The sequence below is a fragment of the Gulosibacter massiliensis genome (assembly GCF_900626105.1).
In the GTDB taxonomy this organism is placed as follows: Bacteria; Actinomycetota; Actinomycetes; order Actinomycetales; family Microbacteriaceae; genus Gulosibacter; species Gulosibacter sediminis.
On record NZ_UYZX01000001.1, the window covers coordinates 38838 to 63626 of the forward strand.

The window sequence follows — 24789 nt, forward strand, 5'->3', positions numbered from 1 at the left end:
CGGGGCGGTCGGGCGTGGGAGATTAGTACGGACGATGCCCCTCCCCGGCAGCCGCGTGCGCTGCCGCCTCTCGAAAGGACACCCGTGGACCTATTTACCGGAGCCCTCGGCCTGGTCATTCTCATCGTGGTGATCGTGATCGCGGTCATCGCGCTCGTCGTGTTCATCATCATTTCCCGCACCTGGTACCGCACCGCCGCCGCCGACGAGGCCCTCGTCATCACCGGTAAGGCGAAGCGCGGCCAGGAGACCTCGAAGATCGAGGTGATCTCGGGTGGTGGTCTGTTCGTCAACCCGTTCACCCAGCGCTCCTCGAAGCTCTCGCTGCGCTCGCGCTCGATCGAGATCAAGCCGACGGCGCAGGCCGCGAACGGCGTGACCGTCGACGTTGAGGGCATCGCGCTTGTCAAGGTCGGCTCGGCGCCCGAGGCGATTCGTCGCGCCGCCGAACGCTTCCTCTCGCAGGACCGCGCCATCGAGGCGTTTACCACCGAGGTGCTCGAGGGTGCGCTGCGTGGTGTGGTCGCGACGCTCACCGTCGAGACGCTGATGAAGGACCGCAAGGCCCTCGCCGAGCAGATTGCCGAGGGCATCGAGGGCGACCTCGAGCGTCAGGGCCTTGTGCTCGACTCGTTCCAGATTCTCGGCATCACCGACCAGGGCGGCTACATCGAGGCGCTCGGTGCGCAGGAGCTCCGCCGCGTGCACCGCGAGGCCGAGACTGCGAAGATCGACGCCGACCGTGCCGTCGCAAAGCGCCAGATCGAGACCGACACCGAGACGCTCTATGAGCGCACCACGTTCCAGGAGTCGGAGGCCGCGTCGAAGGCGAAAGTCGGCCGAGCGATCGCCGAGGCCGAGCAGGCCGAGGCGCTGCGCCGTGCCGAGCTGCAGCAGGCGGTGCTCGACCAGGAGGCTCAGAACAAGCAGTCGCAGCTTGACGCCGATGTGAAGAAGGTCGCCGACGCGAACCTCTACGACCAGGAGCGTCGCGCCGACGCGCAGGCCTACCAGCAGAACAAGGAGGCCGAGACGCGCAAGCTCGTGTCGGAGGCCGACGCGACGGCCCGCACCACCGCCGCTCGCGGTGAGGCGACTGCCCGCACGACCGCGGCCGATGCCGAGGCGACCGCGCGCCGCGCGAAGGCGGATGCGGATGCGCATGCGCGTCGCGTCGAGGCCGAGGCGGAGGCGGAGGCGATCCGCGCCGCCGGTCAGGCCGAGGCCGCCGCGCAGCTCGCGCTCGGTGAGGCCGTTGAGAAACACGAGCAGGTGCTCGTGACGCAGCGACTCATCGATCAACTCGTGCCGATGGTCGCCGAGTTCGCGAAGGCGCAGCAGGCGATCGACGGCTACACCGTGATCACGACCGAGGGCGGCGCCGGTCACCAGGTCGCCGAGTCGGCGGCGACGATGCGCGCCCCGTTCGACGCAATCAAGAATGCGACCGGCATCGACCTGGGTGAGCTCATCCAGGCGAGTGTGCAGGGCACGCGCACCGGCGCGTCGCTTGCCGATGGGATGCGCGGGCAGGCCCCCGCGGCCCCGGCACAGGGCGGCAACGCGGCCGAGTAGTGCGACGAAGTGATGAAGGCCCGCGCCAAATTCTGGCGCGGGCCTTTTCTTCAGACAAGGCGCAAGCGGGCGGTGCTTGAATCGCGATATGACCACTTTGCACACCATTTCTCCCACGGGCCTCCGCGGTGGACCAACGCTGCTCCTCCTTCACGGCTTCGGTGCGGACGAACGCGATCTGTTCGGTCTCATCTCGCCGCTCGATGTGCCGCCGCACTGGGACATCCTGTCGATTCGAGCGCCCCTGCCCGTGCCGGAAATGACAGGTGCGTCCTGGTTCCCTTTCGACCCGAAGACCAAGCGCGGCGGCGTTGCCGAGGCGCTCGACGGTCTCGATGATGAGGCGATCGCGAAATCGCTGCAGCTGCTGCTCAATACCCTCGACCAGAAGGTGCCGACGAGCAAGATCGTGCCGATCGGGTTCTCGCAGGGCGCCGTCATGGCCGCCGAACTGCTGCGCGCCCGGCCCGAGCGGGTGCCAGCGGCCGTGCTGCTGTCGGGCTTCGTGCTGCCAACCCAGAACAGCTCGGTCGAGTCCGACGCGAAGCTCACCGAGCTCGAACGCCAGGTGTTCTTCGGCTGGGGCGAGCAGGACGACTCGTCCATCTCGCGCGCCGCGTTCCACCTCACCGAGGACTGGCTCAAGCGCCACACGAAGGCTGAGATTCACCGCTTCCCCGAGCTCGGCCACGAGATCTCGATGGACGAACTGCGCGAGGTGCGCGACTTCCTCGAGCGGCTGCGCATCCGCTAGGCGGATTCGATGATCGAGTCGGGTCACGACTACGTGCGCGGGGCGCTCGCGCGCGGGCACGAAGCACTGTGGTGGAAGTGCGCCGGCCTCGATGAGGCGGAGCTTCGCCGGCCGCGCACCGCGACGGGCACGAACCTGCTCGGCCTGGTGAAGCACGTCGCGTTGATCGAGGGCGGGTACTTCGGCGCGGTGCTCGGCCGCGACTGGCCGACTCCCGAGGAACTCATCACCGAGGCCGACTGGGACGTCGACCCGCAGGCCGACTGGTATGCCCGCGCGGACGAGTCGGCCGCGAGCATCCTCGATCTTTCACATCGCGTCGCCGAGTTCGTCGATGCCGCCTTCGAAGAACTTGAGCCGGATGCGCCGGGCGAGGTGCCGTGGTGGCCGCTCGAGCGCCGCTCGGTGACGTTCGAAGAGATCGCGCTGCACGTGCTCGTCGACCTCACCCGCCACGTGGGTCACGCGGACATCTTGCGCGAGGACATCGACGGCGCCGTCGGCCTGCGCGCCAGCAACACGAACATCCCCGACGATGTCGACTGGGACGCGTATCGCGAGAAGCTCGAACACCTCGCCGAGGGCGCCGAACGGACGTAGTGTGCGGCGCCGGACGACCCACCATTGGTGAGTGCGGTTTTCTACGGAAGCTGCTGTTACGGCTGCATCGATCGTAGAAAACTGCATCAGGGCGGGCGGATGCGGGCGCCTAGGCGGGGGAGTCGGCGTCGCGGAGCTCGAGGGTGCTTGAGCCGTCCTCGAGCTGGCGCACCTCGACGTGGGTGGGGATGCGCTCGTGCATCGAGGTCACGTGGCTGATGACGCCGACGGTGCGACCGGATGCGCGCAGATGGTCGAGCGTGCGCATCGCGACCTCGAGCGTGTCGGCATCGAGCGATCCGAAGCCCTCATCGATGAAGAGCGTGTCGAGCGCGATGCCGCCCGCCTGCGCCGAGACGACATCGGCAAGACCGAGCGCGAGTGCGAGCGAGACGAGGAAGGTCTCGCCGCCCGAGAGTGACTGCGGGCTGCGGTTGATGCCCGTATAGATGTCGGCGACCTCGAGCCCGAGCCCCGACTGCGCGCCGCGGCGGGCGAGCGAGTCGTCGCGCACGAGCGAGTAGCGGTTCGACGTGATTTCGCCGAGGCGAACGTTCGCCGCGATGATGATCTCTTCGAGGTGAGCCGCAAGCACATAGGCCTCGAGGTTGAGCTTGCGGTTATTGTCGCCGCGCAGTTCACCCGCGAGTTGCTGCCGCATGCGCGCCCGCGCGAGCGTGCGGTCGGCGCCGCGCAGGTGCGCGCGGCCTCGGGTGATGGCCGCGTCGATCGTCTGCCGCCGTGCTGTCGCCTCGCCGTGCGCGCGCTGGGCTTCACCGAGCGCGTCGGCGGCGCGCTGCGCCGCGTCCTTCGCCGGGGTGACATCGACTTGCTCTTCGGGCAACCCCTGCAACTCGGGTTCGGCGAGCGTCGCTCGGGCACCATCGATGCCCGAGTCGTGGGCGCGCTTGCGCTCGGTTAGCTCGGCGCGACGCGCGTCGCTGAGCGCCGCGGCCCGGGCGGCATGCTCGTCGGCGAACTCGCTCGCCGCAAGCCGCTCGGCGGCACGCTCGGCCGCATCGCGCGCGGTCTCGCGGGCGCCATCGGCGGAGCGCTGCGCCTCGATGACAGCGCCTAGCGCATCGGCCACGGACTCGACCATGGCGCGTCGGGCGCTCACCGTCTCGAACGTGCCGCGCAGCTCGCGCTGCTGCTCGGCGAGCGATGCGAACTCGGTGCTCGCGGCGGTGGCCGAGGCGAGCTGCGTCTCGGCCAGCTCGGCAAGCTCACGTTCGCGCTGCTCGTCTCGGGCGTCCTGCGCCCGGAGCGTGTCGGCGTTCGCACGGGTATGCGCAAGCTCGGCCGCCGCCGATTCAAGCTGCTTCGCGCGGGCGGTCGCGTCGCGGTGTCGCGTGGTGGCTTCGTCGACGTCGAGGCCACCAGCGGCCGCGGCGTGCTTGGCGTGCTCGGCCGCCACGTCGTCGTACGCGCCGCGCGCTTCGGCATCGGCATGCTTCGCCGACTCGACGGCGGCCGAGGATGCCTCGAGGTCGGCATCGGTGACCGGTTCGCCAACCGACTCGGCGGGGGAGGGATGCGTCGTCGAGCCGCAGACCGCACACGGTTCGCCGTCGACGAGGCGGCCGGCGAGCTCGGCGGCGCTGCCGTCGAGGCGGCGGGTAATCAGCTCGCGGTCGGCGGCGGATGCGCTCGACAGTGCGTCGGCGGCCTGCTCGCGCTGTGCCAGAGCGGCGTCGCGACGCTTGTCCAGGCCCGCGGCCGCCTTCGCCGCGCGCAATTGCCCGGCGAGCATCGTCACGAGCTCGTTCGCTTCGTCGAGCTGTCCAGCCTTTGCGGTGAGCTCGGCGACGGCGCCGTCGAGTGCCCGAAGTTGCGTGGGCCGATCGGCGCGGGCCTGCCGAAGCTGCTCAAACTGTTCTCGCGTGATTGCACGCTCGGCGTCGGCGGACCGCGCTGCGCGCTCAGCCCGCTCGACCCGCTGGTCGACCGACTCACCTTCGCGGAGCGTGCCGAGGCGTTCGCGCAGCAGCGTGTGTGCGGCCGTACGCGCGGCGAGCTCGGTGCCGTCGACGAGGTTGTTCAGCTCGGCCGCATCGGCCCGCGCAATTCGGGCGTCGAACGCCGCGGCGGCCGCCTCGAGCGTCCGCTCGCCGGATGCGCGGGTGCGTTCGGCCCGCGCGTGGGCATCGAGCACGGGCACGAGCGGCGAGGCGAGCCGGTCGCGTCGCAACGGCTCGTCGACCTCCCGCGCGATGTCTTCGCGCTCGGCCTCGAGGCGCGCGAGCTGCGCTGCAGCCGAATCTCGGCGCTGCTGGCGTTCCTGTTGTCGCTCAAGGTCGCGCAGCCGCTTCGCCGCGTCGTCGTGCACACCCTGCGCTGCCCCGAGTGCCGTCGCCGCGGCGGTCACCGAGTCGGCAACCTCGGCCGCGAGCGAGGTGAGAGCTTCGTCGGTGACGGCGGACTCGTCGTCGCCGAGGCCAAGCTCGCGGGCGACGCCCTGCAGGTCACGCTGCAGCCCCTGCCATTCCTGCGCGGCTTCGCGGGCGCGCTCCTGCGCGAACTCGCGGAGGTCGCGGTACCGGTGCGTGCGGAAGAGCTTGCTCAGCAAGTCTTGGCGATCCTTCGAGTCGGCGTGGAGGAAGCGCTGGAAGTCGCTCTGTGCGAGGAGGACCACCTGAAAGAACTCGCCACTCGTGAGCGGAAAGACCTGGCCAAGCTCGTCGGCGACATCGCTCGCCTTCGTCGCGACGCCCTGCCAGTCGTCGGCCGCCGCGTCCCAGCGATCGAACTGCTGTGCGGCGCCCTGTACCGTGGTGCCCTCAGCGACGCGTTTTTTGCGGCGCTCGTACTCGGGCGACCTGGTGATGCGGTAGCGCTCGCCGCCGTGCTCAAACTCGAGCGTCACCTCGGTTGGGTTGTCGAGCGACGCAAAGGTGCTGCGCACCCGGCCGACCGAGCCGTCGTAGCGCGGCACGCTGCCGTAGAGCGCGAACGCGATCGCGTCGAGCACGGTCGACTTGCCGGCACCGGTCTTGCCGCTGATCAGGAAGAGCGCGTCAGCGGCCAGGCTCGTGAAGTCGATTGTCTGCGAGTCGCGATACGGGCCGAACCCGCGAAACGCGAGGTGGAGCATCCTCATCGCTGGGTCTCCTTCGCACGCGCGGCGGCGAGTAGTTCGTCGAGTTCGTCGAGTTCGGCCTCGGTGGCCGATTCTCCGCGCACGAACTCGAAGAACGAGCGCAGTCGCTGCTCGTCGCTCGTGTGTTGCGAAAGCTGCTCGAGGTGCGAGGGGGCACCCTCGGCCGGGGCCGGTGGGTCGTATTCGAGATGCACGGCGTGGGGGAAGCGCGCGCGCAGGCGGCGCATCGCGTCGATCGGCCGGGCCGCGTCGGTGAGTTGCGCCTGCACCCAGTCGCCAGCGGCGTCGGCGTGAGCGGCGTTGGTCAAAAGCTCGTCGAGCTCGCCGCGCAGTCGCGTCAGCGCGCGGGGCACCGGTAGCTCTAGCCACGTCGCGCCGGCGAAGCCGTCGGCGTCGAGGTCGACGAGCCAGGCGCCGCGCGGCGCCCCCGCCTCGCTGAACGAGTAGTGCAGCGGCGCTCCCGAATAACGGATGCGCTCGGTCACTTCGACGCGCGAGTGGATGTGCCCGAGCGCGACGTAGTCGAAGCCCTCGAACAGCGAGCTCGGCACGACGTCGATGCCGCCGGCCGTGAGGTCGCGTTCAATGTCGTCGCCCGGGGTGGTCTCGGGTACCCCGGAGGCGAAGCAGTGCGCGAGCACGAGGGTGCGCTCGCCGTCGGAGCCGTGCGCCGTGAGGTCGGCGCGCACCGCCTCGGTCGCCCAGCGCAGGGCGTCTTCTTGCGAGCGCACCCCGTCGGCACCCGGCAGGTGACGCACGAGCGCCGGTTCGAGATAAGGGATGGGGTAGCACCGCACCGAACCGTGCTCGTCGCGGAGTTCGATGGGCGCGGCCGGCTGCGCCGGGTCGGCCGAAATGTGAATGTCGGCGAGCTTCGCCCAGGCCGAGGGAAATCGCAGACGTGCCGCCGAGTCGTGGTTGCCGCTCGACACAACGACGGTCGCGCCAGCGGCGCGTAGGCGCTGGAGCGCGGCGGCCAAGAAATCGAAGGCGGCCGCGGCCGGCGCTGACGAGTCGAAGATGTCGCCCGCGACAACGACGACATCGACGTCGTGTTCGGGCACGAACTCGGTCAGTGCACGCAGCACCTCCTCGAGGTGAGCGAGGGTGGATTCGCCATGGAAAGTACGACCGATGTGCCAGTCAGACGTGTGCAGGATGCGCATGCACGCAGGCTAGCGCGAGCCTGCGACATTGACCTCGCGCACCCCGATGAACCGCCGCGCCTGCGAGGCAACCAGCCACACGAGCACGAGGAAGAGCACCGCATCCGTCGCGATATAGAAGAAGTGAGCGAACGAGCCACCCTCGCCGCCGGCGAGCACGGCGTCCGTGTGCACCGCGAGCAGCGGACGAATCACCCCGAACTTGAGCACAAGCAGAGCGAAGGCGGCACCCGCGAGCGTCCAGGACCGTCGATCGGCACGGCTGCGCCACAGCGCGATGGCGAGCACGAGGGCGATGACGATCTCGGTGATGTTCATCGCGAGAAACACGAGCCGGCCGATGCCGAGGCCAAGCGGAATCGTGATGCCGGGTGCCTGGAATTTCAGCGGCGCCTCGATGAGGTCAATAGCGATGATGAGGCCAAGCCAGACGGCCGGAAGGATGAGGCGCAGAGCCTGCCACACGCGAATCGACATGGCCTAACTCTACGCTTTGTAGTGATCGCGCCCGGCGGTGCGATCAGGCTCCCGGAGCCGTCACGAAATCGATGAGTTCCTCGACCCTGCCGATCACCGAAGGCTCGAGGTCATTCCAGTTGCGCACTCGCCCGAGGATGCGCTGCCAGGCCCGCGCGATGTCGGCCTGTTCCTCGTGGGGCCACCCCAGGTGCGCGCAGATGCCGTGCTTCCACGACTGGCCGCGCGGGATATTCGGCCACTCGCGCATCCCGAGCCGCTCGGGTCGCACCGCCTGCCACACGTCGATATAGGGGTGACCGATGACGAGCACCGAGTCGCGGCCGAACTTCGCGGTGATGTCGTCGGCGATGCGCGACTCCTTCGAGCGTTCGACGAGGTGGTCGAGCAGGATGCCCGCACGTCGTGGGCCTCCCGGCGCGAACTCGCGCAAGACCTCCTCGAGGTGGTCGGCGCCCTCGAGGTACTCGACCGCAACACCCTCGATGCGCAGGTCGTGGCCCCACACCTTCTCGACCAGCTCGGCGTCGTGCCGGCCCTCGACGAAGATGCGGCCGGCGCGGGCGACACGGGCGCGGGCGCCCTCGACGTAGACCGAGCCGGAGGCGCTGCGGGTGGGCGTCTTCGGCGCCACGGCGGCGAAGGTCAGCAGCACCGCGCCGTCATCGTCAAAGAACATCTCGTGCCGCGGAAACTTCTTCACGGCGCCGTCGGCGTCGCGTAGCGTTACGGTCTCGCGATCGGCGGCGGCGAGCTGCCCGTAGAACTCTGTTACGGGATCCTCAAGCCACATGCCCTTGCGCGCGGTAACCTTACGAGGGCCCTTAGGCTTGCGTGATTCTCGCAATCGCGCAATCGGGTCAATGTCATACCGCTCGTCCATAATGAGCGCGAGTTTACTGGGCCCACGCCCATCCTTCAGATTTTGGCGTGCGCTAAGCTGATTGTTCTCATCGAGCAGGAGGAATACATGTCGCAGAACGACGGGCGCGACCTGGAGCACCCCCGCGGTGACGACGACCAGCACCCAGAGCAGTCGTCGACCATGTCATTCACCGGTGACTTCAGCGCTCAGCTCGCCGCACTCATCGCCGGTGGTGTGAGCAAAGAAGAAATGGACTCGATCGGAGCCCTGCCTTCGGGCTCGGCGCTGCTGATCGTTCGCCGCGGCAGCAACGTTGGCGCCCGCTTCCTGCTCGACACCGACCTGCAGATCGCCGGCCGCCACCCGAACGCCGAGATCTTCCTCGACGACGTCACGGTGTCGCGTCGCCACGCGGAGTTCACGCGCACGGGTCGTACCTTCCAAGTGCGCGACCTCGGCTCGCTCAACGGCACGTATTACAACGGCGAAAGCATCAACCAGGCTCAGCTAACGAACGGTGGCGAGGTGCAGATCGGCAAGTACCGGCTCACCTTCTACGCATCGCCGCTCGACGTGCCGGGCACGCAGACGGCGCAGTAGCCGATGGTGGCGTCAACTGCGGCGGCCGCGTCGAGTGGCGCGACCCCGAAGCTGTCGATCGGGCAGGTATTGCAGCGCCTCGGCGCTGAGCACCCGGAGCTCACTCCGTCGAAGATTCGCTTTCTCGAAGAGCAGGGGCTCGTGCACCCTGCCCGCACCGAGAAGGGGTACCGTAAGTACTCCGACCAGGACGTGCAGCGCATTCGCGTCGTGCTTGCTCTGCAGCGCGACCACTACCTGCCCCTGAAGGTGATCGGCGAGTACCTCGACGCGGTCGACCGTGGCGAGAACCCCAAGGTGCCGGGCGCCGCGGCGCCGGCGCGCGCCAAGGGTGAGGCGACCGCACCAGCGGGCCTCGGCATTCTCGAAACTGGGCTCGAGCTGCGCCGCGATGAGCTGCTGCAGCGCTCGGGCGCGAGCCGAGACCTGCTCGAGGCGGCGCACACCGCCGGTCTCATCGCGAGGGCGATGCGTTACGGCGAGGAGGAACTCGTGCTGCTCACGACGCTCGTCGAGCTCGACGGCTCGGGCATTCAGCCGCGTCACCTGCGGCCCTACCGTTCGGCCGCTCAGCACGACCTCGGCCTCGTCGAGCGCGCGATCACGCCGCTGAAGCGGGGCAAGGATGCGGAGGCTTCGGCCCGCGCGCAGGAGAAGGCGGATGAGCTCGCGACCGCGCTCGAACGGGTCCGCTCGGCGCTACTGCGCCAGGGACTGCGCGACCGCCGCGGCTAAGTCCGGACGGGCGAGGCAGGCCGGAGGTTACGGTTTGGTCTCACCCTCAACTTGAAGTTGAGGGTTTCGGCGTGCCACCTCTGGCGACGTGGAATTCTTTGACACGATCTCATCGTTGTAATTCGACCTCGATGAACGACGCTGGCTCGCCTACACTGAGGTGAGCCGACCTTCGAAATCGGATGCGTCATGCGACGCTGCACCGGCGAGCCGCACCTACGAATCCGGTCCGAAGGACAAGACTGACTGCAACGCAACTGGGCGGAACATCCGCACAAAGCAGACCGGCACGGTTCGGTTGGAAAGGGTAACGCCATGAGCGCACGCGAGGGTGCAGACGGACAGCCGCTGCACGGAGAGCTGCTGTTCACTGATGGTCTGCCCGACCTTGACCCGAACCTCGGGTACCGTGGCGCCGTCGCCGCGAAGGTGGCCGGCATCACCTACCGTCAACTCGACTACTGGGCCCGCACGGAGCTCGTGCAGCCGACCATTCAGAACGCTGCAGGATCGGGCTCACAGCGCCTCTACTCCTTCCGCGACATCCTCGTGCTCAAGCTCGTGAAGCGACTGCTCGAGACGGGCATCTCGCTCCAGCAGATTCGCATCGCCGTCGAGCAGTTGCACGATGCCGGCATCACCGACCTCGCCCAGACGACGCTGATGTCCGACGGCGCGAGTGTGTACCTGTGCACCTCGAACGACCAGGTCATCGACCTCGTCCAGCGTGGCCAGGGCGTCTTCGGCATCTTCGTCGGTCAGGTGCTGCGCGAGGTCGAGACGAACCTCGTCGACATCGAAACCGAGCGGGCCGAACCCGAAGACGAACTCGCGGCACGCCGCAAGAAGCGCGTCAGCTAGCGCATCCATACCTCAGAGAAACCGCGGACTTGTACGAAAAGTTCGCGATTTTCTTGTTTGCTTGAACATATCCACGAAATATCGCGTGTGCGCCGATCCGCGCGGTTTCCCCACGCAAATCCCGCCGCTCGACCGATAGTGTGAACTGCACCGCACAACAACGTGCACAATCCACTTCCACACCCAAGGAAGAGTGAGGGGAAGCGTGTTCAAGAAGATTCTCGTCGCGAATCGCGGTGAAATCGCGATCCGTGGATTCCGGGCCGCGGTCGAACTCGGGGCGAACACCGTCGCCGTGTATCCATTCGAAGACCGTAACTCGCTGCATCGCCTGAAGGCCGACGAGGCCTATGAGATCGGCTCGGAGGGGTCGCCGGTGCAGGCGTACCTCAACATCGACGAGATTATTCGGGTCGCGAAGCTTTCTGGCGCCGATGCTATCTACCCGGGCTACGGCTTCCTTTCCGAGAACGCCGACTTTGCGAAGGCCTGTGCCGACAACGGCGTCACCTTCATCGGCCCCTCGCAGACCGTGCTCGCCTCGGCGGGGAACAAGGTGCACGCGAAGCAGCAGGCCATCGGCGCCGGGGTGCCGGTGCTGAAGTCGTCCGAGCCGTCGACCGATGTCGACGCCCTCATCGCGGCGGCCGACGAGATCGGCTACCCCGTGTTCGCCAAGGCCGTCGCCGGAGGCGGTGGTCGAGGGATGCGCCGCGTCGAGCGGCACGAAGACCTCCGCAGCGCACTTGAGTCGGCCATGAACGAGGCAAAGAGCGCCTTCGGCGACGACACTATGTTCATTGAGCAGGCCGTGCTGCGGCCCCGGCACATTGAGGTGCAGATCCTCGCCGACTCGAGCGGTGACGCGGTGCACCTGTTCGAGCGCGACTGCTCGGTGCAGCGCCGCCACCAGAAGGTCATCGAGATCGCGCCCGCGCCGAACCTTGACCAGTCGATCCGCGACGCGATCTATGCCGATGCGGTGAAGTTCGCCAAGTCGATCAACTACGTCAACGCGGGTACCGTCGAGTTCCTCATCGACACCGAGGGCGAGCGCGCCGGCCAGCACGTGTTCATCGAAATGAACCCACGTATCCAGGTTGAGCACACGATCACCGAGGAAATCACCGACATCGACCTCGTGCAGTCGCAGATGCGCATCGCGGCGGGGGAGTTGCTGGCCGACCTCGGTCTCGAGCAGGACGCCATCGAGCGTCGCGGCTACGCGATCCAGTGCCGCATCACCACGGAAGACCCGTCGCAGGACTTCCGCCCCGATTCGGGCACGATCACGGCCTACCGCTCGGCCGGTGGGTCGGGCATCCGCATCGACGGCGGTACCGTCGCGACCGGCGCCGAGGTGCTGCCGTACTTCGACTCGCTGCTGCTCAAACTCATTGCCCACGGCAGCGATTTCCCCACCGCGGTGAGCCGAGCCCGGCGCGCGCTGAGCGAGTTCCGCATCCGTGGCATCGCCACGAACATTCCTTTTATCGAGGGCGTGCTCGGCGACGAGGCATTCGTCGCCGGCGAGGTCTCGACCGACTTCATCGAGAAGCGGCCCGAGCTGCTGCAGTACCGCAAGTCGGCGAACCGCGGCACGAAGATCCTCAACTGGCTCGCCGACGTCACCGTGAACAAACCCAACGGCGAGCGCCCCGCGACGGCGCAGCCGCGGCTCAAGCTGCCGGCGCTCAAGGCGGCAGGTGAGCCGACCGGCCAGCGGCAGCTGCTGCGCGAGCTCGGCCCCACCGGGTGGGCAGCACAGCTGCGCGCCGACCCTCGCCTGCGAGTGACTGACACGACGTTCCGCGACGCCCACCAGTCGCTGCTCGCCACCCGCGTGCGCACGACCGACCTGCTCGAGGTCGCGCCGCACGTCGCGCATCAGCTGCCCGAGTTGCTCTCGATGGAGGCCTGGGGTGGTGCGACCTATGACGTCGCCCTGCGCTTCCTCGGCGAAGACCCGTGGGAGCGACTCGCGCGCCTGAGTGCCGAGTTGCCGAACATCCCGGTGCAGATGCTGCTGCGCGGCCGCAACACCGTCGGCTACACGCCGTACCCGACTTCGCTCACCGATGCGTTCGTGCGCGAGGCGACCGACACGGGCGTCGACATTTTCCGCATCTTCGACGCGCTCAACGACGTCGAGCAGATGCGCCCGGCGATCGACGCCGTGCTCGAGACCGGCAGTTCGGTGGCCGAGGTGGCCATGTGTTACACCGGCAACCTGCTTGACCCGGCCGAAGACCTCTACACGCTCGACTACTACCTGAAGCTGGCCGAGCGCATCGTCGATGCGGGCGCACACGTGCTCGCGATCAAGGACATGGCGGGCCTGCTTCGCCCGGCCGCGGCGACGAAGCTCGTCGAGGCACTGCGCGAACGCTTCGAGGTGCCGGTGCACCTGCACACGCACGACACCGCGGGCGGCCAGCTCGCGACGCTCGTCGCGGCAAGCAACGCCGGGGTGGATGCGGTCGACGTCGCCGCCGCGCCGATGTCAGGCACGACGAGTCAGGTGTCGATGAGCGCGCTCGTCGCGGCACTCGCGAACACCGAGCGCGACACCGGCTTCGACCTGCAGGCCGTCACCGACCTCGAACCATACTGGGAAGCCGTGCGCGCGATCTACCTCCCGTTCGAGTCGGGCCTGCCGTCGCCGACCGGCCGCGTCTACCGCCACGAGATTCCCGGCGGGCAGCTCTCGAACCTGCGCCAGCAAGCGATCGCCCTCGGCCTCGCGAACGACTTTGAGCGCATCGAGGACATGTACGCCGAGGCCGACCGGATTCTCGGTCGCCTGCCGAAGGTGACGCCGTCGTCGAAGGTCGTTGGTGACCTCGCGCTCCACCTCGTGGCCGTGAACGCCGACCCGAAGGACTTCGAGGAGCACCCCGAGAACTACGACATTCCTGCGTCGGTCACGGGCTTCCTCGCCGGCGAGCTCGGCGACCTGCCGGGCGGCTGGCCCGAGCCATTCCGCACGAAGGCGCTGCGCGGTCAGCAGCCGAACATCGATGTGAAGCCGCTCAGCGCGCAGGACGAGGCTGACCTCGCGGGCGACTCGGCAACCCGCCGGGCGACGCTGAACCGCCTGCTGTTCCCACAGCCGACCGCGATCTTCGAAGACATCCGCGCGCTGTTCGGCGACCTGTCGAAGCTCGACACGCTCGACTATCTCTACGGACTCGAGCCGGGCGAGGAGTACCGGGTGCCGCTCGAGAAGGGCGTCGACCTGTTCATCACCCTCGAGGCGATCGGTGAGCCGGACGAGTCGGGCACCCGCACCGTCATGGCCACGCTGAACGGCCAGCTGCGCCCCGTGCTCGTGCGCGACCGCAGCGTCAAGGTCGAAGAAATCGAGCGCGAGAAAGCCGACCCGAACAACGCCGGCCACGTCGCGGCGCCATTCTCGGGCACCGTCACGGTGCGCGTCGAGGCCGGCCAGGAGGTCGCGCAGGGCGACCAGATCGCGACCATCGAGGCTATGAAGATGGAGGCGGCAATCACCGCGAGCGTCGCGGGTACGATTGAGCGGGTGGTGCTCCAGCAGGCATCGCAGTCGGTTGACAACGGCGATCTCGTTGCCGTCATCCGACCCGCAGACAGCAGCGGGCTGGTCGGCGCCGAGTAGCGCGCGCACGGCCATCCCCGCAGGACGAAGGGATGGCCGTGCCCCAGACCGAGTACGAGGAGTTCGACCTCATTATCATCGGGGCCGGTTCGGGCAACACGATTCCCGGGCCGGACTTCGCCGATTGGCGCATCGCGATCGTTGACGACGGTCGCTGGTTCGGGGGCACTTGTCTCAACGCCGGCTGCATTCCGACGAAAATGTTCGTGCACCCGAGCGACGTTGCGCGCGAGGTGCGCCAAGGTGGGCACCTCGGCGTGCACGGCTCGGCTGAGCTCGACTGGGCGGCCGTGCGCGACCGCGTCTTCGGTCGCATCGACTCGATCTCGCACGGCGGCGAGGCCTACCGCGACCACGGGGAGCCGAACATCTCGCTCGTGCGCGAGACCGTGCAGTTCACGGGGGAGCGCGAGCTCACGACGGTGAGCGGGCGACGCCTGCGCGGTGAGCGCATCGTCATCGCGGCCGGCTCGCGGCCGCGCGAGCTGCCGAACCTGCCGTTCGGCGACACTGTGATTTCGAGCGACGACGCCCTGCGGCTCGACGCGCTGCCCGCGAGCCTTCTCGTCATCGGTGGCGGTGCGGTCGCGTCGGAGTTCGCCGCCGTCTACTCGGCGTTTGGCGTCGAGGTCACGCAGCTCAACCGCTCGCCGCTGCTCCGCAGCGCCGACGCCGACGTCTCCGAGACCTTCACCAAGCTCGCGGGCGAGCAGTGGTCGGTGCGGACCGGCGTCACGGTCGCCTCGGCTGAGCACCGCGACTCGGGCTGGCAACTCACGCTCGATGACGGCAGTGAACTCTCGGCCGAGCTCGTGCTCGTGGCCGCCGGGCGCATCCCGAACACCGACCGCCTCGGTGTCGACGCGGCCGGCTTCGACGTCCGCGCCGACGGCACGCTCGCGGTCGACCTGGGCCAGCACGTGCTGCGCGACGGCGAGCCCGTCGACGGCATCTACGCGCTCGGCGACGTCTCGTCGCCGCACCAGCTCAAGCACGCCGCGAACCAGGATGCGCGCATCGTCGCCGAGAACCTGCGCCGCACAGCCCGCGGCGAAGCGCTCGCCGAGAACACGCTCGGGCCCGTGCCGTACGCCGTGTTCAGTGCCCCCGAGGTCGCCCACTTCGGGCTCACGCTCGCGGAGGCCACCGAGCAGGGCATGGACGCGTTCGAGGTGCGCCACGACTATGGCTGGACGGCCTGGGGGTGGGCGCTCGACGACGAGGTGAGCTTCCTCAAGATCGTCGTCGAGCGGGTCACCGGCAAGCTGCTCGGCGCCCATATCATCGGCCCCGACGCACCCATTTTGCTGCAGCCGCTGCTGCAGGCCGCGAGCTTCAACCAGAGCGTGCGCGGCCTTGCCCGCGGCCAGTATTGGCCGCACCCGGCCGCCACCGAAATCATCGAGAACGCCCTGCTGAAGGCGGAGGAGGAACTGCAAGCGTGACCATTCGCGACATCCGGTATTACGGCAACCCCGTGCTGCGCACGGAGGCCGACCCGATCACGAAGATCGACGACCGCATCCGCAGCCTCATTGCCGATCTCGTCGAAACGACCGACATGGATGGTCGCGCGGGCGTGGCTGCGCCGCAGATCGGCGTGCCCCTGCGCGCGTTCAGCTACAACGTCGACGGCAAGGTCGGCTATGTTATCAACCCCGTGCTCGAGGAGGTCTCGGGCGAACCGACCGAGATCGATGAGGGCTGCCTCTCGGTGCCCGGCCTTTGGTTCCCGACCAAGCGCTACCCATACGCGCGCGTGCGCGGCATCGATCTCGAGGGCGAGGAAGTCGTGCTCGAGGGCACGGGCGTGATGGCGCAGATGCTGCAGCACGAGACCGATCACCTCAACGGCACAGTCTACGTCGACACGCTCGCGAAGGACCAGCGCCGGCTCGCCCTCCGGGAAATCCGCGAGAGCGACTGGTTCTAAGAACCAGCCGCTCTCGGCAGTGGGGCGCGGGGGCTAGAGCGTCGGCACCGACGAGGTCTTCGAGTAGATCTCGGCGATGACCGGGGCGATGCGCTCGAGCACCACGTTGCGCTTGATCGACAGCTTCGGCGTGAGCGTGCCGTCGTCGATGCTGAAGACATAGTCGAGGATGCGGAACTCGCGAATCGACTCGGCCCGCGACACGCGCGTGTTCGCGCTATCGATGACCGACTTCAAGTGCGCGCGCACCTTGTCGTTCTCGGCGGCTTCGGCGAGCGAGAGATTCGGGTCAAGCCCCTGCGTCTCGAGCCACTTCGGCAGCATCTCGGGGTCGAGCGTGATCACGGCCGAGATGAACGGCTTCTGGTCGCCCACGACGACGCACTCGCCGACGATCGTGTCGGCACGGATCGGGTCTTCAAACGTCGCCGGCGCGACGTTCTTGCCGCCCGCCGTCACGATGATGTCCTTCTTGCGGCCCGTGATGGTGAGGTAGCCGTCCGCGTCGAGGCGGCCGAGGTCGCCGGTGCGGAACCAGCCGTCCTCGGTGAAGGCATCGGCCGTCGCTTCGGGGTTATTGAGGTACTCGCGGAACACGCCGACGCCCTTGACGAGAATCTCGTCATCGTCATCGATGCGCACGCCGACACCCGGCAGGGGCGGGCCGACGGTGCCGACCTTGAACGCACCGGGCAGGTTCACTGACACCGGCGCCGTCGTCTCGGTGAGGCCGTAGCCCTCGAGCACCTGCACGCCGAGCGCGCGGTAGAAGTGGCCGAGGAACAGGCCGAGCGGCGCCGAACCCGAGACGGCGTGCTCGACGCGGCCGCCGAGAGTCTCGCGCAGCTTCTTGAACACGAGTCGGTCATAGAGCTTGAACTGCAGCTTGAGGCCGAGCGGCACCTTCGCCTCGTCGAGGGCGCGCGAGTACGCCACGCCGATCTTCACGGCGCGCTCGAAGATCTTGCGCTTGCCACCCTCGGTCGCCTTCTGCAGGGCCGAGTTGTAGACCTTCTCAAAGACGCGGGGCACCGCGAGCAGGAACGTCGGGCGGAACGAGCCGAGCGCCGGCACGAGCTGCGAGGTGTCGTGCTGGTGGCCCACCTTGACGCCCGTCGAGACGCAGAGAATCGAGATGAGCCGGGCGAACACGTGCGCGAGCGTGATGAACAGCAGGGTGGATGAGCCAGGCTTACGCACGAACGGCGACAGCGGCTCCTCGATGTTGCGCACGAGTTCGACGAAGTTCGCGTGCGTGAGCACGGTGCCCTTCGGGCGGCCGGTCGAGCCAGAGGTGTAGATGATGGTCGCGACGTCATCGGCCTTCGCCTGCGTGCGCGCCTGCTCGAGCTGCGCATCCGTGACCGACGTACCGGCCTCACGCAGTTGGTCGAGCGCGCCTTCGCTCATCGTCCAGCGCCACTGGACCTCGGGCCGGCCCTCGCCGATTTCGTCGTAGCGGCCGGCGAGCTTCTCGTCTTCGGCCAGAATGCCCTTGGCGCCCGAGTCACTGAGCATCCAGGCGAGCTGCGAGGCCGAGCTCGTCTCGTAGACCGGGACCATCACCGCGCCGGCCGTCATGAGCGCGTAGTCGACGAGCGTCCACTCATAGCTCGTGACGCAGAGGAATGCGATGCGGTCGCCGGGCTGAACGCCAGCGGCGATGAAGCCCTTGGCGATCGAGTTCACGTCGTCGACGAACTCGCGGGTGGAGATATCGCGCCAAACGTCACCCTTCGGCACTGAGAACAGTGCGGCTTGGGGTCGCAGATCGAGCTGCTTGTGCAGCAGATCGGTGATGTTGAGTTCTGGGTCAGCGGGCACGACCGGAGGAGTGATGCGTTCTCGCACCCCGCCTCCCTGTGCTCCCGACTTCGGGGTACCGGACATATGGGGTGGCTCCTCGTCGAGTGGTGGATTGATTGCGCGACATCTTTGGCGGTTGCGTCATTGCATCTGCCTCGTTGGGATCCTATGAGGATTCTCCGAGCGGGGCGCCCAGGTGGGTATGATTGCAGTCGCGCAATTGGAGGTTATGGTCCCGCATGATTTATTGGCTGCTCAAGCACATTGTGGCTGGCCCCATCCTTCGGAGTCTTTTTGGACCAGAAGTTGTTGGCGCTGAACACCTCCCGCGGAAAAAGGGGGCAGTCATCTTTGCCTCGAATCACCTCTCGGTGATCGACTCCTTTTTGCTGCCGCTCGTGCTCCGTCGCCGCATCTACTTCCTCGCCAAATCCGAGTACTTCACGGGCAAAGGCATCAAGGGTGCCTTCGTGCGATGGTTCTTTACGTCGACCGGCATGCTCTCGATCGACCGCTCAGGTGGCAAGGCCTCCGAGGCGTCGCTGCGCACGGGCCTTGAGGTGCTCAACCGCGGCGACTGGCTCGGCATTTACCCCGAGGGCACTCGTAGCCCCGACGCCCGCCTGTATCGCGGTCGCACCGGCATCGCGCGCATGATCCTCGAGTGCAAGCGCCCCGTGCAGGTGGTGCCCGTGGTGATGGTGGATGCCGAGAAGATCATGCCCCCTGGTGCGAAGCGCCCGCGGCCCGGCAAGGTCGGTATCCGCTTCGGCAAGCCTATCGAGTTCTCGCGGTATCAGGGCATGGAACCCAACCGGTTCATCCTGCGCTCGATCACCGACGAGGTCATGAGCGAGATCGCCGCGCTGAGCGATCAGGAATACGTCGACGGCTACGCGTCGTCGTATAAGAACCGCGAAATCGCCGCCGCCTAGCTGTCGGGAATTCCGCCCGAACCCCACGCGTTGCCCGAGACAGACGGCACCCCCACACGTCCCCGAGCCCCATTGAAGAAAGACACTTCCGCATGACCAACACGCCCACTCTGCAGCCGACTTCCTCCCCGTTGCCCGGACTTGAGGCGTGGCGAGAGCTGCCGATCAAGCAGCAGCCGACCTGGCCCGACCCTGCCGAGGCGACGCGCGTGTTCGACGACCTGTCGAAGCGTCCGCCGCTCGTGTTTGCGGGCGAGGTTGACCGCCTGCGCACCCGCCTCGCCGATGCCGCGGCCGGCAACGCCTTCGTGCTGCAGGGTGGCGACTGCGCCGAGACCTTCGTCGGCGCGACCGCCGACAAAATCCGTGCGCGCGTCTCGACGATCCTGCAGATGGCGCTCGTGCTCACGTACGGTGCCTCGATGCCGGTCGTGAAGATGGGCCGCATGGCCGGCCAGTTCGCGAAGCCACGCTCGAGCGACACCGAGACGCGCGAGAACGTGACGCTGCCCGCCTACCGCGGCGACATCGTCAACGACTTCGCCTTCACAGAGGCGTCGCGCACGCCGAACCCGCAGCGGATGCTCGAGGGCTACCACGTTTCGTCGTCGACGCTCAATCTCATTCGTGCCTTCACGACCGGTGGCTTTGCCGACATGCGCGAGGTGCACTCGTGGAACCGCGGGTTCGCGCAGAACCCCGCCAACGCGAAGTACGACGCGATGGCGCGCGACATCGACCGCGCCCTGAAGTTCATGGCCGCCACGGGGACCGACTTCGACACGATGAAGGAGGTCGAGTTCTACGTCGGCCACGAGGGCCTGCTGCTCGAGTACGAGCGCGCCCTGACCCGCATCGACTCGCGCACCGGCTTGCCGTACGACACCTCGGCGCATTTCATCTGGATCGGCGAGCGCACACGCGATCTCGACGAGGCCCACATGGACTACTTCTCGCGGGTGCGCAACCCGATCGGTGTGAAGCTCGGCCCGTCGACGACGCCCGAGACGATGCACCGCATCATAGAGAAGCTCGACCCGAACCGCGAGCCCGGCCGCCTCACCTTCATCACTCGGATGGGCGCGGGCAAGATCCGCGACGTGCTGCCAGGCCTCCTCGAGGCGTCGAAGCAGGAGGAGTCGACCCCGCTGTGGATCACCGACCCGATGCACGGCAACGGCTTCACGAGCGAGCGCGGCTTCAAGACCCGCAACTTCGACGACATCGTCGATGAGGTCAAGGGCTTCTTCGAGTCGCACCAGCAGGCCGGCACCCACCCGGGCGGCATCCACGTTGAGCTCACCGGCGACGACGTGACCGAGTGCCTCGGCGGCTCGGAGCACATCGATGAGGACGCCCTGGCGACCCGCTACGAGTCGCTTTGCGACCCGCGTCTCAACCACATGCAGTCGCTCGAGCTCGCGTTCCTTGTGGCCGAGCTGCTGCAGCAGCGCCCGGCCTAACGACCGCAACGAAGAATCCCGCCCACGGAGCGACTCCGCGGGCGGGATTTCTCGTTGGTCGCTAGAACTCGTAGGTGGCGGTGATCTTCACCGTCGAGCCTCGCTCGACTTCCTCGCCGCCGCTTGGGTTCTGCGACGAGACCTTCGCGTCGTCGAGCAGCACCGATGGAATGCTGTGGTCGACGTCAAAGCCCGCGGCCTCGAGCTCGGCAATCGCATCCTTCGCCGGCTTGCCGGTGACGTCGGGCACCTCGACGAGGTCGGGCCCGAGCGACACGACGAGGTTCACCGTCGAGCCGGGCACCATCGGGTCGGACGTGTTCTCTTGCGAGAGCACGACCCCCGCGGGCACCGACGAACTGTACTGCGAGTCGACGACCGCCGGCGTGAGGCCGGCGTCGGTGAGTGCCTGCTCGGCCTCGCCCTGGCTCATGCCGCTGACCTCGGGCACCGAGCCGGCCGAAACGACGAGCCGAATGGTCTGCTGCTCCGCCATCTCCTGCGGCAGGGTCTCGCCGGTCTCGGTCGTGCCGCGGATGACGTGGTCGGCCTCGATCGAACCGCTGAACTCGGTCACGTGCGTCTCGGCGTCGACGACGAAGCCGGCGTCGGTGATCGCCTGCTCGGCGTCGGCGGTCGACAGGCCCTCGAGGGCGGGCACGGTGAGGATGCGCGGCCCGGCAGAGACGACGAGGTCGATCGGGGAGTCGGGTGCGAGCTTCGTGTTGGGGTCAGGGCTCATGCTGATGACGGTGCCCTCCGGCACTTCGAGCGAGTTGTCCTCGGTCACCTCACCCACGGTGAAGCCCGAGGCGACGATGGTCGCTTCGGCGTCGGACTGCGCCTGCGCGACGACATTGGGCGTCGAGCCGTAGGACCCCGGGCCGATGCCCTCGTACCAGCCGAGGCCCGCAGCCAAGAACGCCATGACCAAGACGACAAAGAAGGCGAGCACACCCGCACGACGCTTCTGCCCGTTGAGTCGCTGTAGGCGTCTAGCCGCGGGCGCGCCGCCCTCGACTGCCGGCGCAATCGTGGCCACATCGACCGACTCGACAGGACCCGTCGGCTGCATCACCGAGTTCGGCATGGAGTCGTTGTCGGAGACGGCGAGCAGGTGGGTGTCGTTGTCAGCAAAGTTCTGGATCGCCGTTTCGAGGGGCACAGTTGCCACGCCGCCGTTGGCAATGTCGCGCTCGGCCTGCCGCAGCGCGGCGAGCATGGCGTCGGCGTCAGCCGGGCGGTCCTCGGCGTCGCGCTCGGTCGCCCAGACGACCAGGTCGTCGAGCACTCCGGGCACGCTCGGCTGGGCCTCGCTCGGCGGCGGCACCGAGTCGTTCGCGTGCCGGTAGGCGATGTTGACCGGCTCATCGCCGCGGTAGGGCTGCTCGCCGACGAGCATCTCGTACATCATGATGCCGGCCGAGTAGATGTCGCTGCGCACATCCGCGAGGCCCTTGGTGACGAGCTCGGGCGCGAGGTAGGCAATCGTGCCAAGCAGCACCGAACCGGACGCGGTGTTGTTGGTCACCGCACGGGCGAGGCCGAAGTCCGAGAGCTTGATGCGGCCATCGTCGGCGAGTAGCACGTTCTCGGGCTTGATGTCGCGGTGGATGATGCCCTGGCGGTGCGCCACCTGCAGGCCTGCCAGCACCGCATCCATGATGTCGATGGTCTGCTCGACCGTGAGCCGGTGGTGGTCGTGCAGCAGGTCGCGCAGGGTGATACCCGGCACGTACTCCATGACGATGTAGGCGAGCCCCTCGTCGTCGCCCTGGTCATAGACATTGACGAGGTTCGGATGCGCGAGTCGTGCGGCTGACCGGGCTTCGCGAATGAAGCGGTCGCGGAACGATTCGTCGGCCGCGAGATGCGCGTGCATGATCTTGATCGCGACCCGGCGGTCGAGCCGGAGGTCGGTCGCGACGTACACCGTGGCCATGCCGCCTCGCGCGATGAGCGACCGAACCTGGTAGCGGCCGTCGACGAGACGGCCGATCACGGTGTCGGGATTCACAGGGCTCACGCTGGCAGGGTAGTCGGCCGCGACAAATCAGCGCGTGTGAAACTCCGCGGGCGATGCATTTTGCCGCGCGGTGGCAGGCGAGACGGAAAATCTGCAACCATGGAGGTGTGACCGATGTCAACACCGAATCCGTATACGCCGACCACGAGTGGATCTCGCTCAAAGACGCCGCCGGGCAGCTCGGAGTCTCCTCCGGCCGCCTCCACCGCCTGCTCCAGGAGCGCTACCTGCTCTCCGTCAAGTACGACGGCGAGAAGCAACTGCCGCAGGCCTTTATCCAGAATGGTGAACCGCTCGCCGGTCTGCGTGGCACGCTCACGCTGCTCGCCGACCAGGGCATCGATGGCGACGAGGCCATGGCCTGGCTGCTCAGTGAGGACGACAGTCTCGGCATGACGCCGGTGGCGGCGCTCACCGAAGGGCGCAAGTCCTCGGTGCGTCGCTCCGTGCAGCTGTTCGCCGTCTAAGGGCTACGAGTTGCGCTTCGCTGTCTGCTCGGCGAGCGCGGTCAACGACGACTGGGTCTCGGAGCTGAGCGGCGTCGCATCGATTGCCGCGACGGCCTCGTCGAGCCAGGCTTGGATGCGCGCCTCGACGGCCTCGAGCGCGCCGCTGTCGGTCAACGCCGCCTGCATCCGGCCGATTTCGTCGAGTGAGAGGTCGGGCCGCCCGAGGCGGGTGGCGAAGAACTCGCGCGTCGCCGCGTCGCCGCGGGCCGCCACCTCGGCGACGAGCAGCGTGCGCTTGCCCTCGCGCAGGTCGTCGCCCGCCGGCTTGCCGGTGACCTCGGGGTCGCCGAAGACGCCGAGCACGTCATCGCGGAGCTGGAAGGCGAGGCCGAGGGGTAGGCCGATGGCGCTGGCCGAGTTGAGCTCGGCCATGGATGCGCCGGCGAAGCTCGCGCCGAGGCGCAGCGGCGACTCGACCGAGTAGCGCGCTGACTTGGACGTCGCGATGGCGATGGCTCGGTCGGCCCAGCGCTCGACCGGAACGACCGGCCACGCGAGTTCCTCGACGACGTCAAGGTATTGGCCGGCCGTGACCTCGGTGCGCATGCGGCGGAACTCGGACGCCGCGGTCTTGGCGCGATCGCGACCGACGAGCCCGCGGGCCAGGTCGAGGGCGTCGTTGCTCCACATGAGCAGGAGGTCGCCCGCGAGGATGGCGGCTGAGGCGCCGAAGTGTTCGCGGTCGCCGGTCCAGCCGCGCTCGCGGTGGAGCGTCTCAAAGACCCGGTGGGTCGACGGGCGGCCGCGGCGGGTGTCGGAACGGTCGAGCAGGTCGTCGTGCACGAGGGCGGCGGCGTGAAAGAGCTCGACGGCGACACCGGCGTGTACGAGCGCCTCGTCAGTGCCAGATTCAGCGGAGGCCGCGGTGAGGCCCCCGCCGGCCGCGACGAACTGGGCCCGCGTGCGCTTGCCGCCACTCGAAAAGGCGATGAGCTGCTCGAGTAGGGGAGCGAGGTCGTCGCTCAGCGCAACAAGGTCTGGGCGGTGCTGGTCGAAAACCGTGGCAAGCGCCTGGTTGACGCGGTCCACGAAGAGCAAGCTTTCAGTCACTGTCTCATTCTATTCAGGGGACGGCAGCGTAGAATCAAAGTTCAATCCGCCAGCAGGTGGGCGCCTGCCCAGGGACAGCGAGGGAATCATGGCACTCTCAGAGCAAGAACAACGGTTGCTTGACGAGATGGAGCGCAGCCTCTATCAGCACGATGCCGATGTTGTGTCGACCGGTCGTCCCGCTGGTGCTGCCCTCACCGCACGCTCGATCACCATCTCGGTGCTCGCACTCGCGGTCGGGCTTGCCGTCATCGTCGGCGCGATGGCAATCCAGCAGCCTTGGGCCGGCCTCATCGGCTTCGCAATCATGATCGGCGGCGTCTATTGGGCGTTCGCTTCGTCGGGTTCTTCGTCCACGGGCGAGTCGACGAAGCTTCCCGGTACGCCGGGTCGACCGACCACCGACGATGGCGTGAAGTCGCCCGACGGCCGCGGCTTCATGGATCGCATGGAGGACCGCTGGGACCGCCGGCAGGATAACCAAGGCTAACCACCTCCCACCACCCCACTTCGCTCCCCGCGGGAGCAAAACGGGGCCAACCCACTCGGGTTGGCCCCGTTTTTGTTTCCTGCGCTCCCCACTGCCCCCAAAACGGCGGCAAAGCCGGCTTTCTCCCTCCACTGCGCTCCACCTGGCGACTGCCCAGTAGTTTCCACGGTTCTCTCAGGAATAAACCCCGCAAATCGCCCCACTTAC

20 protein-coding genes are annotated in these 24789 nt (G+C 67.8%); 13 read left to right on the forward strand and 7 right to left on the reverse strand.

The features are described 5' to 3' along the window. Nucleotides 1-84: 84 nt before the first annotated feature. The 3 genes from EJL01_RS00205 to EJL01_RS00215 all read left to right on the forward strand — a co-directional run bounded on the left by EJL01_RS00205 (nt 85) and on the right by EJL01_RS00215 (nt 2929). A complete protein-coding gene (locus EJL01_RS00205; protein ID WP_125105726.1) occupies nt 85-1575 on the forward strand; it encodes an SPFH domain-containing protein in 1491 nt (496 codons plus the stop codon). 88 nt (nt 1576-1663) lie between these two features. After that, nucleotides 1664-2329 carry an alpha/beta hydrolase gene (locus EJL01_RS00210; protein ID WP_125105727.1) on the forward strand — a complete coding sequence of 222 codons (666 nt, stop codon included), beginning with the start codon at nt 1664-1666 and terminating at the stop codon, nt 2327-2329. A 9-nt stretch (nt 2330-2338) separates the two neighbouring features. Continuing rightward, complete coding sequence (locus EJL01_RS00215; RefSeq protein WP_125105728.1) at nt 2339-2929, forward strand: DinB family protein; 591 nt, start codon at nt 2339-2341, stop codon at nt 2927-2929. Between the two features lie 109 nt (nt 2930-3038). Here EJL01_RS00215 and EJL01_RS00220 read toward each other — a convergent pair whose 3' ends face one another. The 4 genes from EJL01_RS00220 to EJL01_RS00235 are packed head-to-tail and all read right to left on the reverse strand — an operon-like array spanning nt 3039 to nt 8555. Then, on the reverse strand, nt 3039-6029 hold the full coding sequence (locus EJL01_RS00220; RefSeq protein ID WP_125105729.1) for an AAA family ATPase: 2991 nt from the start codon (nt 6027-6029) through the stop codon (nt 3039-3041). Next, complete coding sequence (locus tag EJL01_RS00225; protein ID WP_125105730.1) at nt 6026-7195, reverse strand: exonuclease SbcCD subunit D; 1170 nt, start codon at nt 7193-7195, stop codon at nt 6026-6028. The genes EJL01_RS00220 and EJL01_RS00225 overlap by 4 nt, the downstream gene beginning before the upstream one ends. Before the next feature lie 9 nt (nt 7196-7204). After that, the gene (locus tag EJL01_RS00230) at nt 7205-7672 is read right to left on the reverse strand and encodes a hypothetical protein (RefSeq protein ID WP_125105731.1); all 468 of its coding nucleotides are present in this window, start codon (nt 7670-7672) and stop codon (nt 7205-7207) included. Between the two features lie 43 nt (nt 7673-7715). Beyond that, entirely contained in the window at nt 7716-8555 is an 840-nt protein-coding gene (locus EJL01_RS00235; protein ID WP_125105732.1) for a DUF3097 family protein, read from the reverse strand. An 87-nt stretch (nt 8556-8642) separates the two neighbouring features. Between EJL01_RS00235 and EJL01_RS00240 the strand changes: the two genes are divergently transcribed. The 6 genes from EJL01_RS00240 to def all read left to right on the forward strand — a co-directional run bounded on the left by EJL01_RS00240 (nt 8643) and on the right by def (nt 16303). Continuing rightward, complete coding sequence (locus tag EJL01_RS00240) at nt 8643-9137, forward strand: FHA domain-containing protein (RefSeq protein WP_125105733.1); 495 nt, start codon at nt 8643-8645, stop codon at nt 9135-9137. Between the two features lie 3 nt (nt 9138-9140). Continuing rightward, entirely contained in the window at nt 9141-9872 is a 732-nt protein-coding gene (ftsR, locus tag EJL01_RS00245; protein WP_125105734.1) for a transcriptional regulator FtsR, read from the forward strand. A 315-nt stretch (nt 9873-10187) separates the two neighbouring features. Continuing rightward, on the forward strand, nt 10188-10733 hold the full coding sequence (locus tag EJL01_RS00250) for a MerR family transcriptional regulator (RefSeq protein ID WP_125105735.1): 546 nt from the start codon (nt 10188-10190) through the stop codon (nt 10731-10733). Between the two features lie 205 nt (nt 10734-10938). Beyond that, the gene (locus EJL01_RS00255; RefSeq protein ID WP_125105736.1) at nt 10939-14370 is read left to right on the forward strand and encodes a pyruvate carboxylase; all 3432 of its coding nucleotides are present in this window, start codon (nt 10939-10941) and stop codon (nt 14368-14370) included. Between the two features lie 32 nt (nt 14371-14402). After that, nucleotides 14403-15815 (forward strand): mycothione reductase, encoded by a 1413-nt coding sequence (locus EJL01_RS00260; RefSeq protein ID WP_125105737.1) that lies wholly within the window; start codon nt 14403-14405, stop codon nt 15813-15815. Beyond that, nucleotides 15812-16303 carry a peptide deformylase gene (def, locus tag EJL01_RS00265; RefSeq protein ID WP_125105738.1) on the forward strand — a complete coding sequence of 164 codons (492 nt, stop codon included), beginning with the start codon at nt 15812-15814 and terminating at the stop codon, nt 16301-16303. The genes EJL01_RS00260 and def overlap by 4 nt, the downstream gene beginning before the upstream one ends. A 33-nt stretch (nt 16304-16336) precedes the next feature. On the opposite strand, the gene EJL01_RS00270 is transcribed toward def, so the two are convergent. After that, nucleotides 16337-18193: an AMP-dependent synthetase/ligase gene (locus EJL01_RS00270; protein ID WP_125105739.1), complete on the reverse strand. Its 1857-nt coding sequence runs from the start codon at nt 18191-18193 to the stop codon at nt 16337-16339. A 155-nt stretch (nt 18194-18348) separates the two neighbouring features. Between EJL01_RS00270 and EJL01_RS00275 the strand changes: the two genes are divergently transcribed. Then, entirely contained in the window at nt 18349-19044 is a 696-nt protein-coding gene (locus tag EJL01_RS00275) for a lysophospholipid acyltransferase family protein (RefSeq protein WP_125105740.1), read from the forward strand. 92 nt (nt 19045-19136) lie between these two features. Next, on the forward strand, nt 19137-20507 hold the full coding sequence (locus EJL01_RS00280) for a class II 3-deoxy-7-phosphoheptulonate synthase (RefSeq protein ID WP_125105741.1): 1371 nt from the start codon (nt 19137-19139) through the stop codon (nt 20505-20507). A 61-nt stretch (nt 20508-20568) separates the two neighbouring features. Here the strand turns inward: EJL01_RS00280 and pknB are convergent, their stop codons facing one another. Next, on the reverse strand, nt 20569-22533 hold the full coding sequence (pknB, locus tag EJL01_RS00285; protein ID WP_241209059.1) for a Stk1 family PASTA domain-containing Ser/Thr kinase: 1965 nt from the start codon (nt 22531-22533) through the stop codon (nt 20569-20571). Nucleotides 22534-22640: 107 nt separating this feature from the next. Between pknB and EJL01_RS00290 the strand changes: the two genes are divergently transcribed. Then, nucleotides 22641-23000: an Rv2175c family DNA-binding protein gene (locus EJL01_RS00290; protein WP_125105742.1), complete on the forward strand. Its 360-nt coding sequence runs from the start codon at nt 22641-22643 to the stop codon at nt 22998-23000. Nucleotides 23001-23003: 3 nt separating this feature from the next. On the opposite strand, the gene EJL01_RS00295 is transcribed toward EJL01_RS00290, so the two are convergent. After that, entirely contained in the window at nt 23004-24092 is a 1089-nt protein-coding gene (locus EJL01_RS00295; RefSeq protein WP_241209060.1) for a polyprenyl synthetase family protein, read from the reverse strand. Nucleotides 24093-24180: 88 nt separating this feature from the next. Here EJL01_RS00295 and EJL01_RS00300 point away from each other — a divergent pair, with 88 nt between their 5' ends. Beyond that, the gene (locus EJL01_RS00300; protein WP_164509670.1) at nt 24181-24582 is read left to right on the forward strand and encodes an SCO2097 family morphological protein; all 402 of its coding nucleotides are present in this window, start codon (nt 24181-24183) and stop codon (nt 24580-24582) included. Nucleotides 24583-24789 lie beyond the last annotated feature (207 nt).

What these genes read in the sequence shown, in the direction of transcription:
- EJL01_RS00280 (WP_125105741.1), top strand. Translation starts at nt 19,137, where the DNA reads ATGACCAACACGCCCACTCTGCAGCCGACTTCCTCCCCGTTGCCCGGA.
- EJL01_RS00210 (WP_125105727.1), top strand. Translation starts at nt 1,664, where the DNA reads ATGACCACTTTGCACACCATTTCTCCCACGGGCCTCCGCGGTGGACCA.
- EJL01_RS00230 (WP_125105731.1), bottom strand. Translation starts at nt 7,672, where the DNA reads ATGTCGATTCGCGTGTGGCAGGCTCTGCGCCTCATCCTTCCGGCCGTC.
- EJL01_RS00235 (WP_125105732.1), bottom strand. Translation starts at nt 8,555, where the DNA reads ATGGACGAGCGGTATGACATTGACCCGATTGCGCGATTGCGAGAATCA.
- EJL01_RS00260 (WP_125105737.1), top strand. Translation starts at nt 14,403, where the DNA reads ATGGCCGTGCCCCAGACCGAGTACGAGGAGTTCGACCTCATTATCATC.
- EJL01_RS00300 (WP_164509670.1), top strand. Translation starts at nt 24,181, where the DNA reads ATGGCACTCTCAGAGCAAGAACAACGGTTGCTTGACGAGATGGAGCGC.
- EJL01_RS00270 (WP_125105739.1), bottom strand. Translation starts at nt 18,193, where the DNA reads ATGTCCGGTACCCCGAAGTCGGGAGCACAGGGAGGCGGGGTGCGAGAA.
- EJL01_RS00275 (WP_125105740.1), top strand. Translation starts at nt 18,349, where the DNA reads ATGATTTATTGGCTGCTCAAGCACATTGTGGCTGGCCCCATCCTTCGG.
- EJL01_RS00250 (WP_125105735.1), top strand. Translation starts at nt 10,188, where the DNA reads ATGAGCGCACGCGAGGGTGCAGACGGACAGCCGCTGCACGGAGAGCTG.
- EJL01_RS00215 (WP_125105728.1), top strand. Translation starts at nt 2,339, where the DNA reads ATGATCGAGTCGGGTCACGACTACGTGCGCGGGGCGCTCGCGCGCGGG.
- EJL01_RS00240 (WP_125105733.1), top strand. Translation starts at nt 8,643, where the DNA reads ATGTCGCAGAACGACGGGCGCGACCTGGAGCACCCCCGCGGTGACGAC.
- EJL01_RS00225 (WP_125105730.1), bottom strand. Translation starts at nt 7,195, where the DNA reads ATGCGCATCCTGCACACGTCTGACTGGCACATCGGTCGTACTTTCCAT.
- ftsR (WP_125105734.1), top strand. Translation starts at nt 9,141, where the DNA reads ATGGTGGCGTCAACTGCGGCGGCCGCGTCGAGTGGCGCGACCCCGAAG.
- EJL01_RS00220 (WP_125105729.1), bottom strand. Translation starts at nt 6,029, where the DNA reads ATGAGGATGCTCCACCTCGCGTTTCGCGGGTTCGGCCCGTATCGCGAC.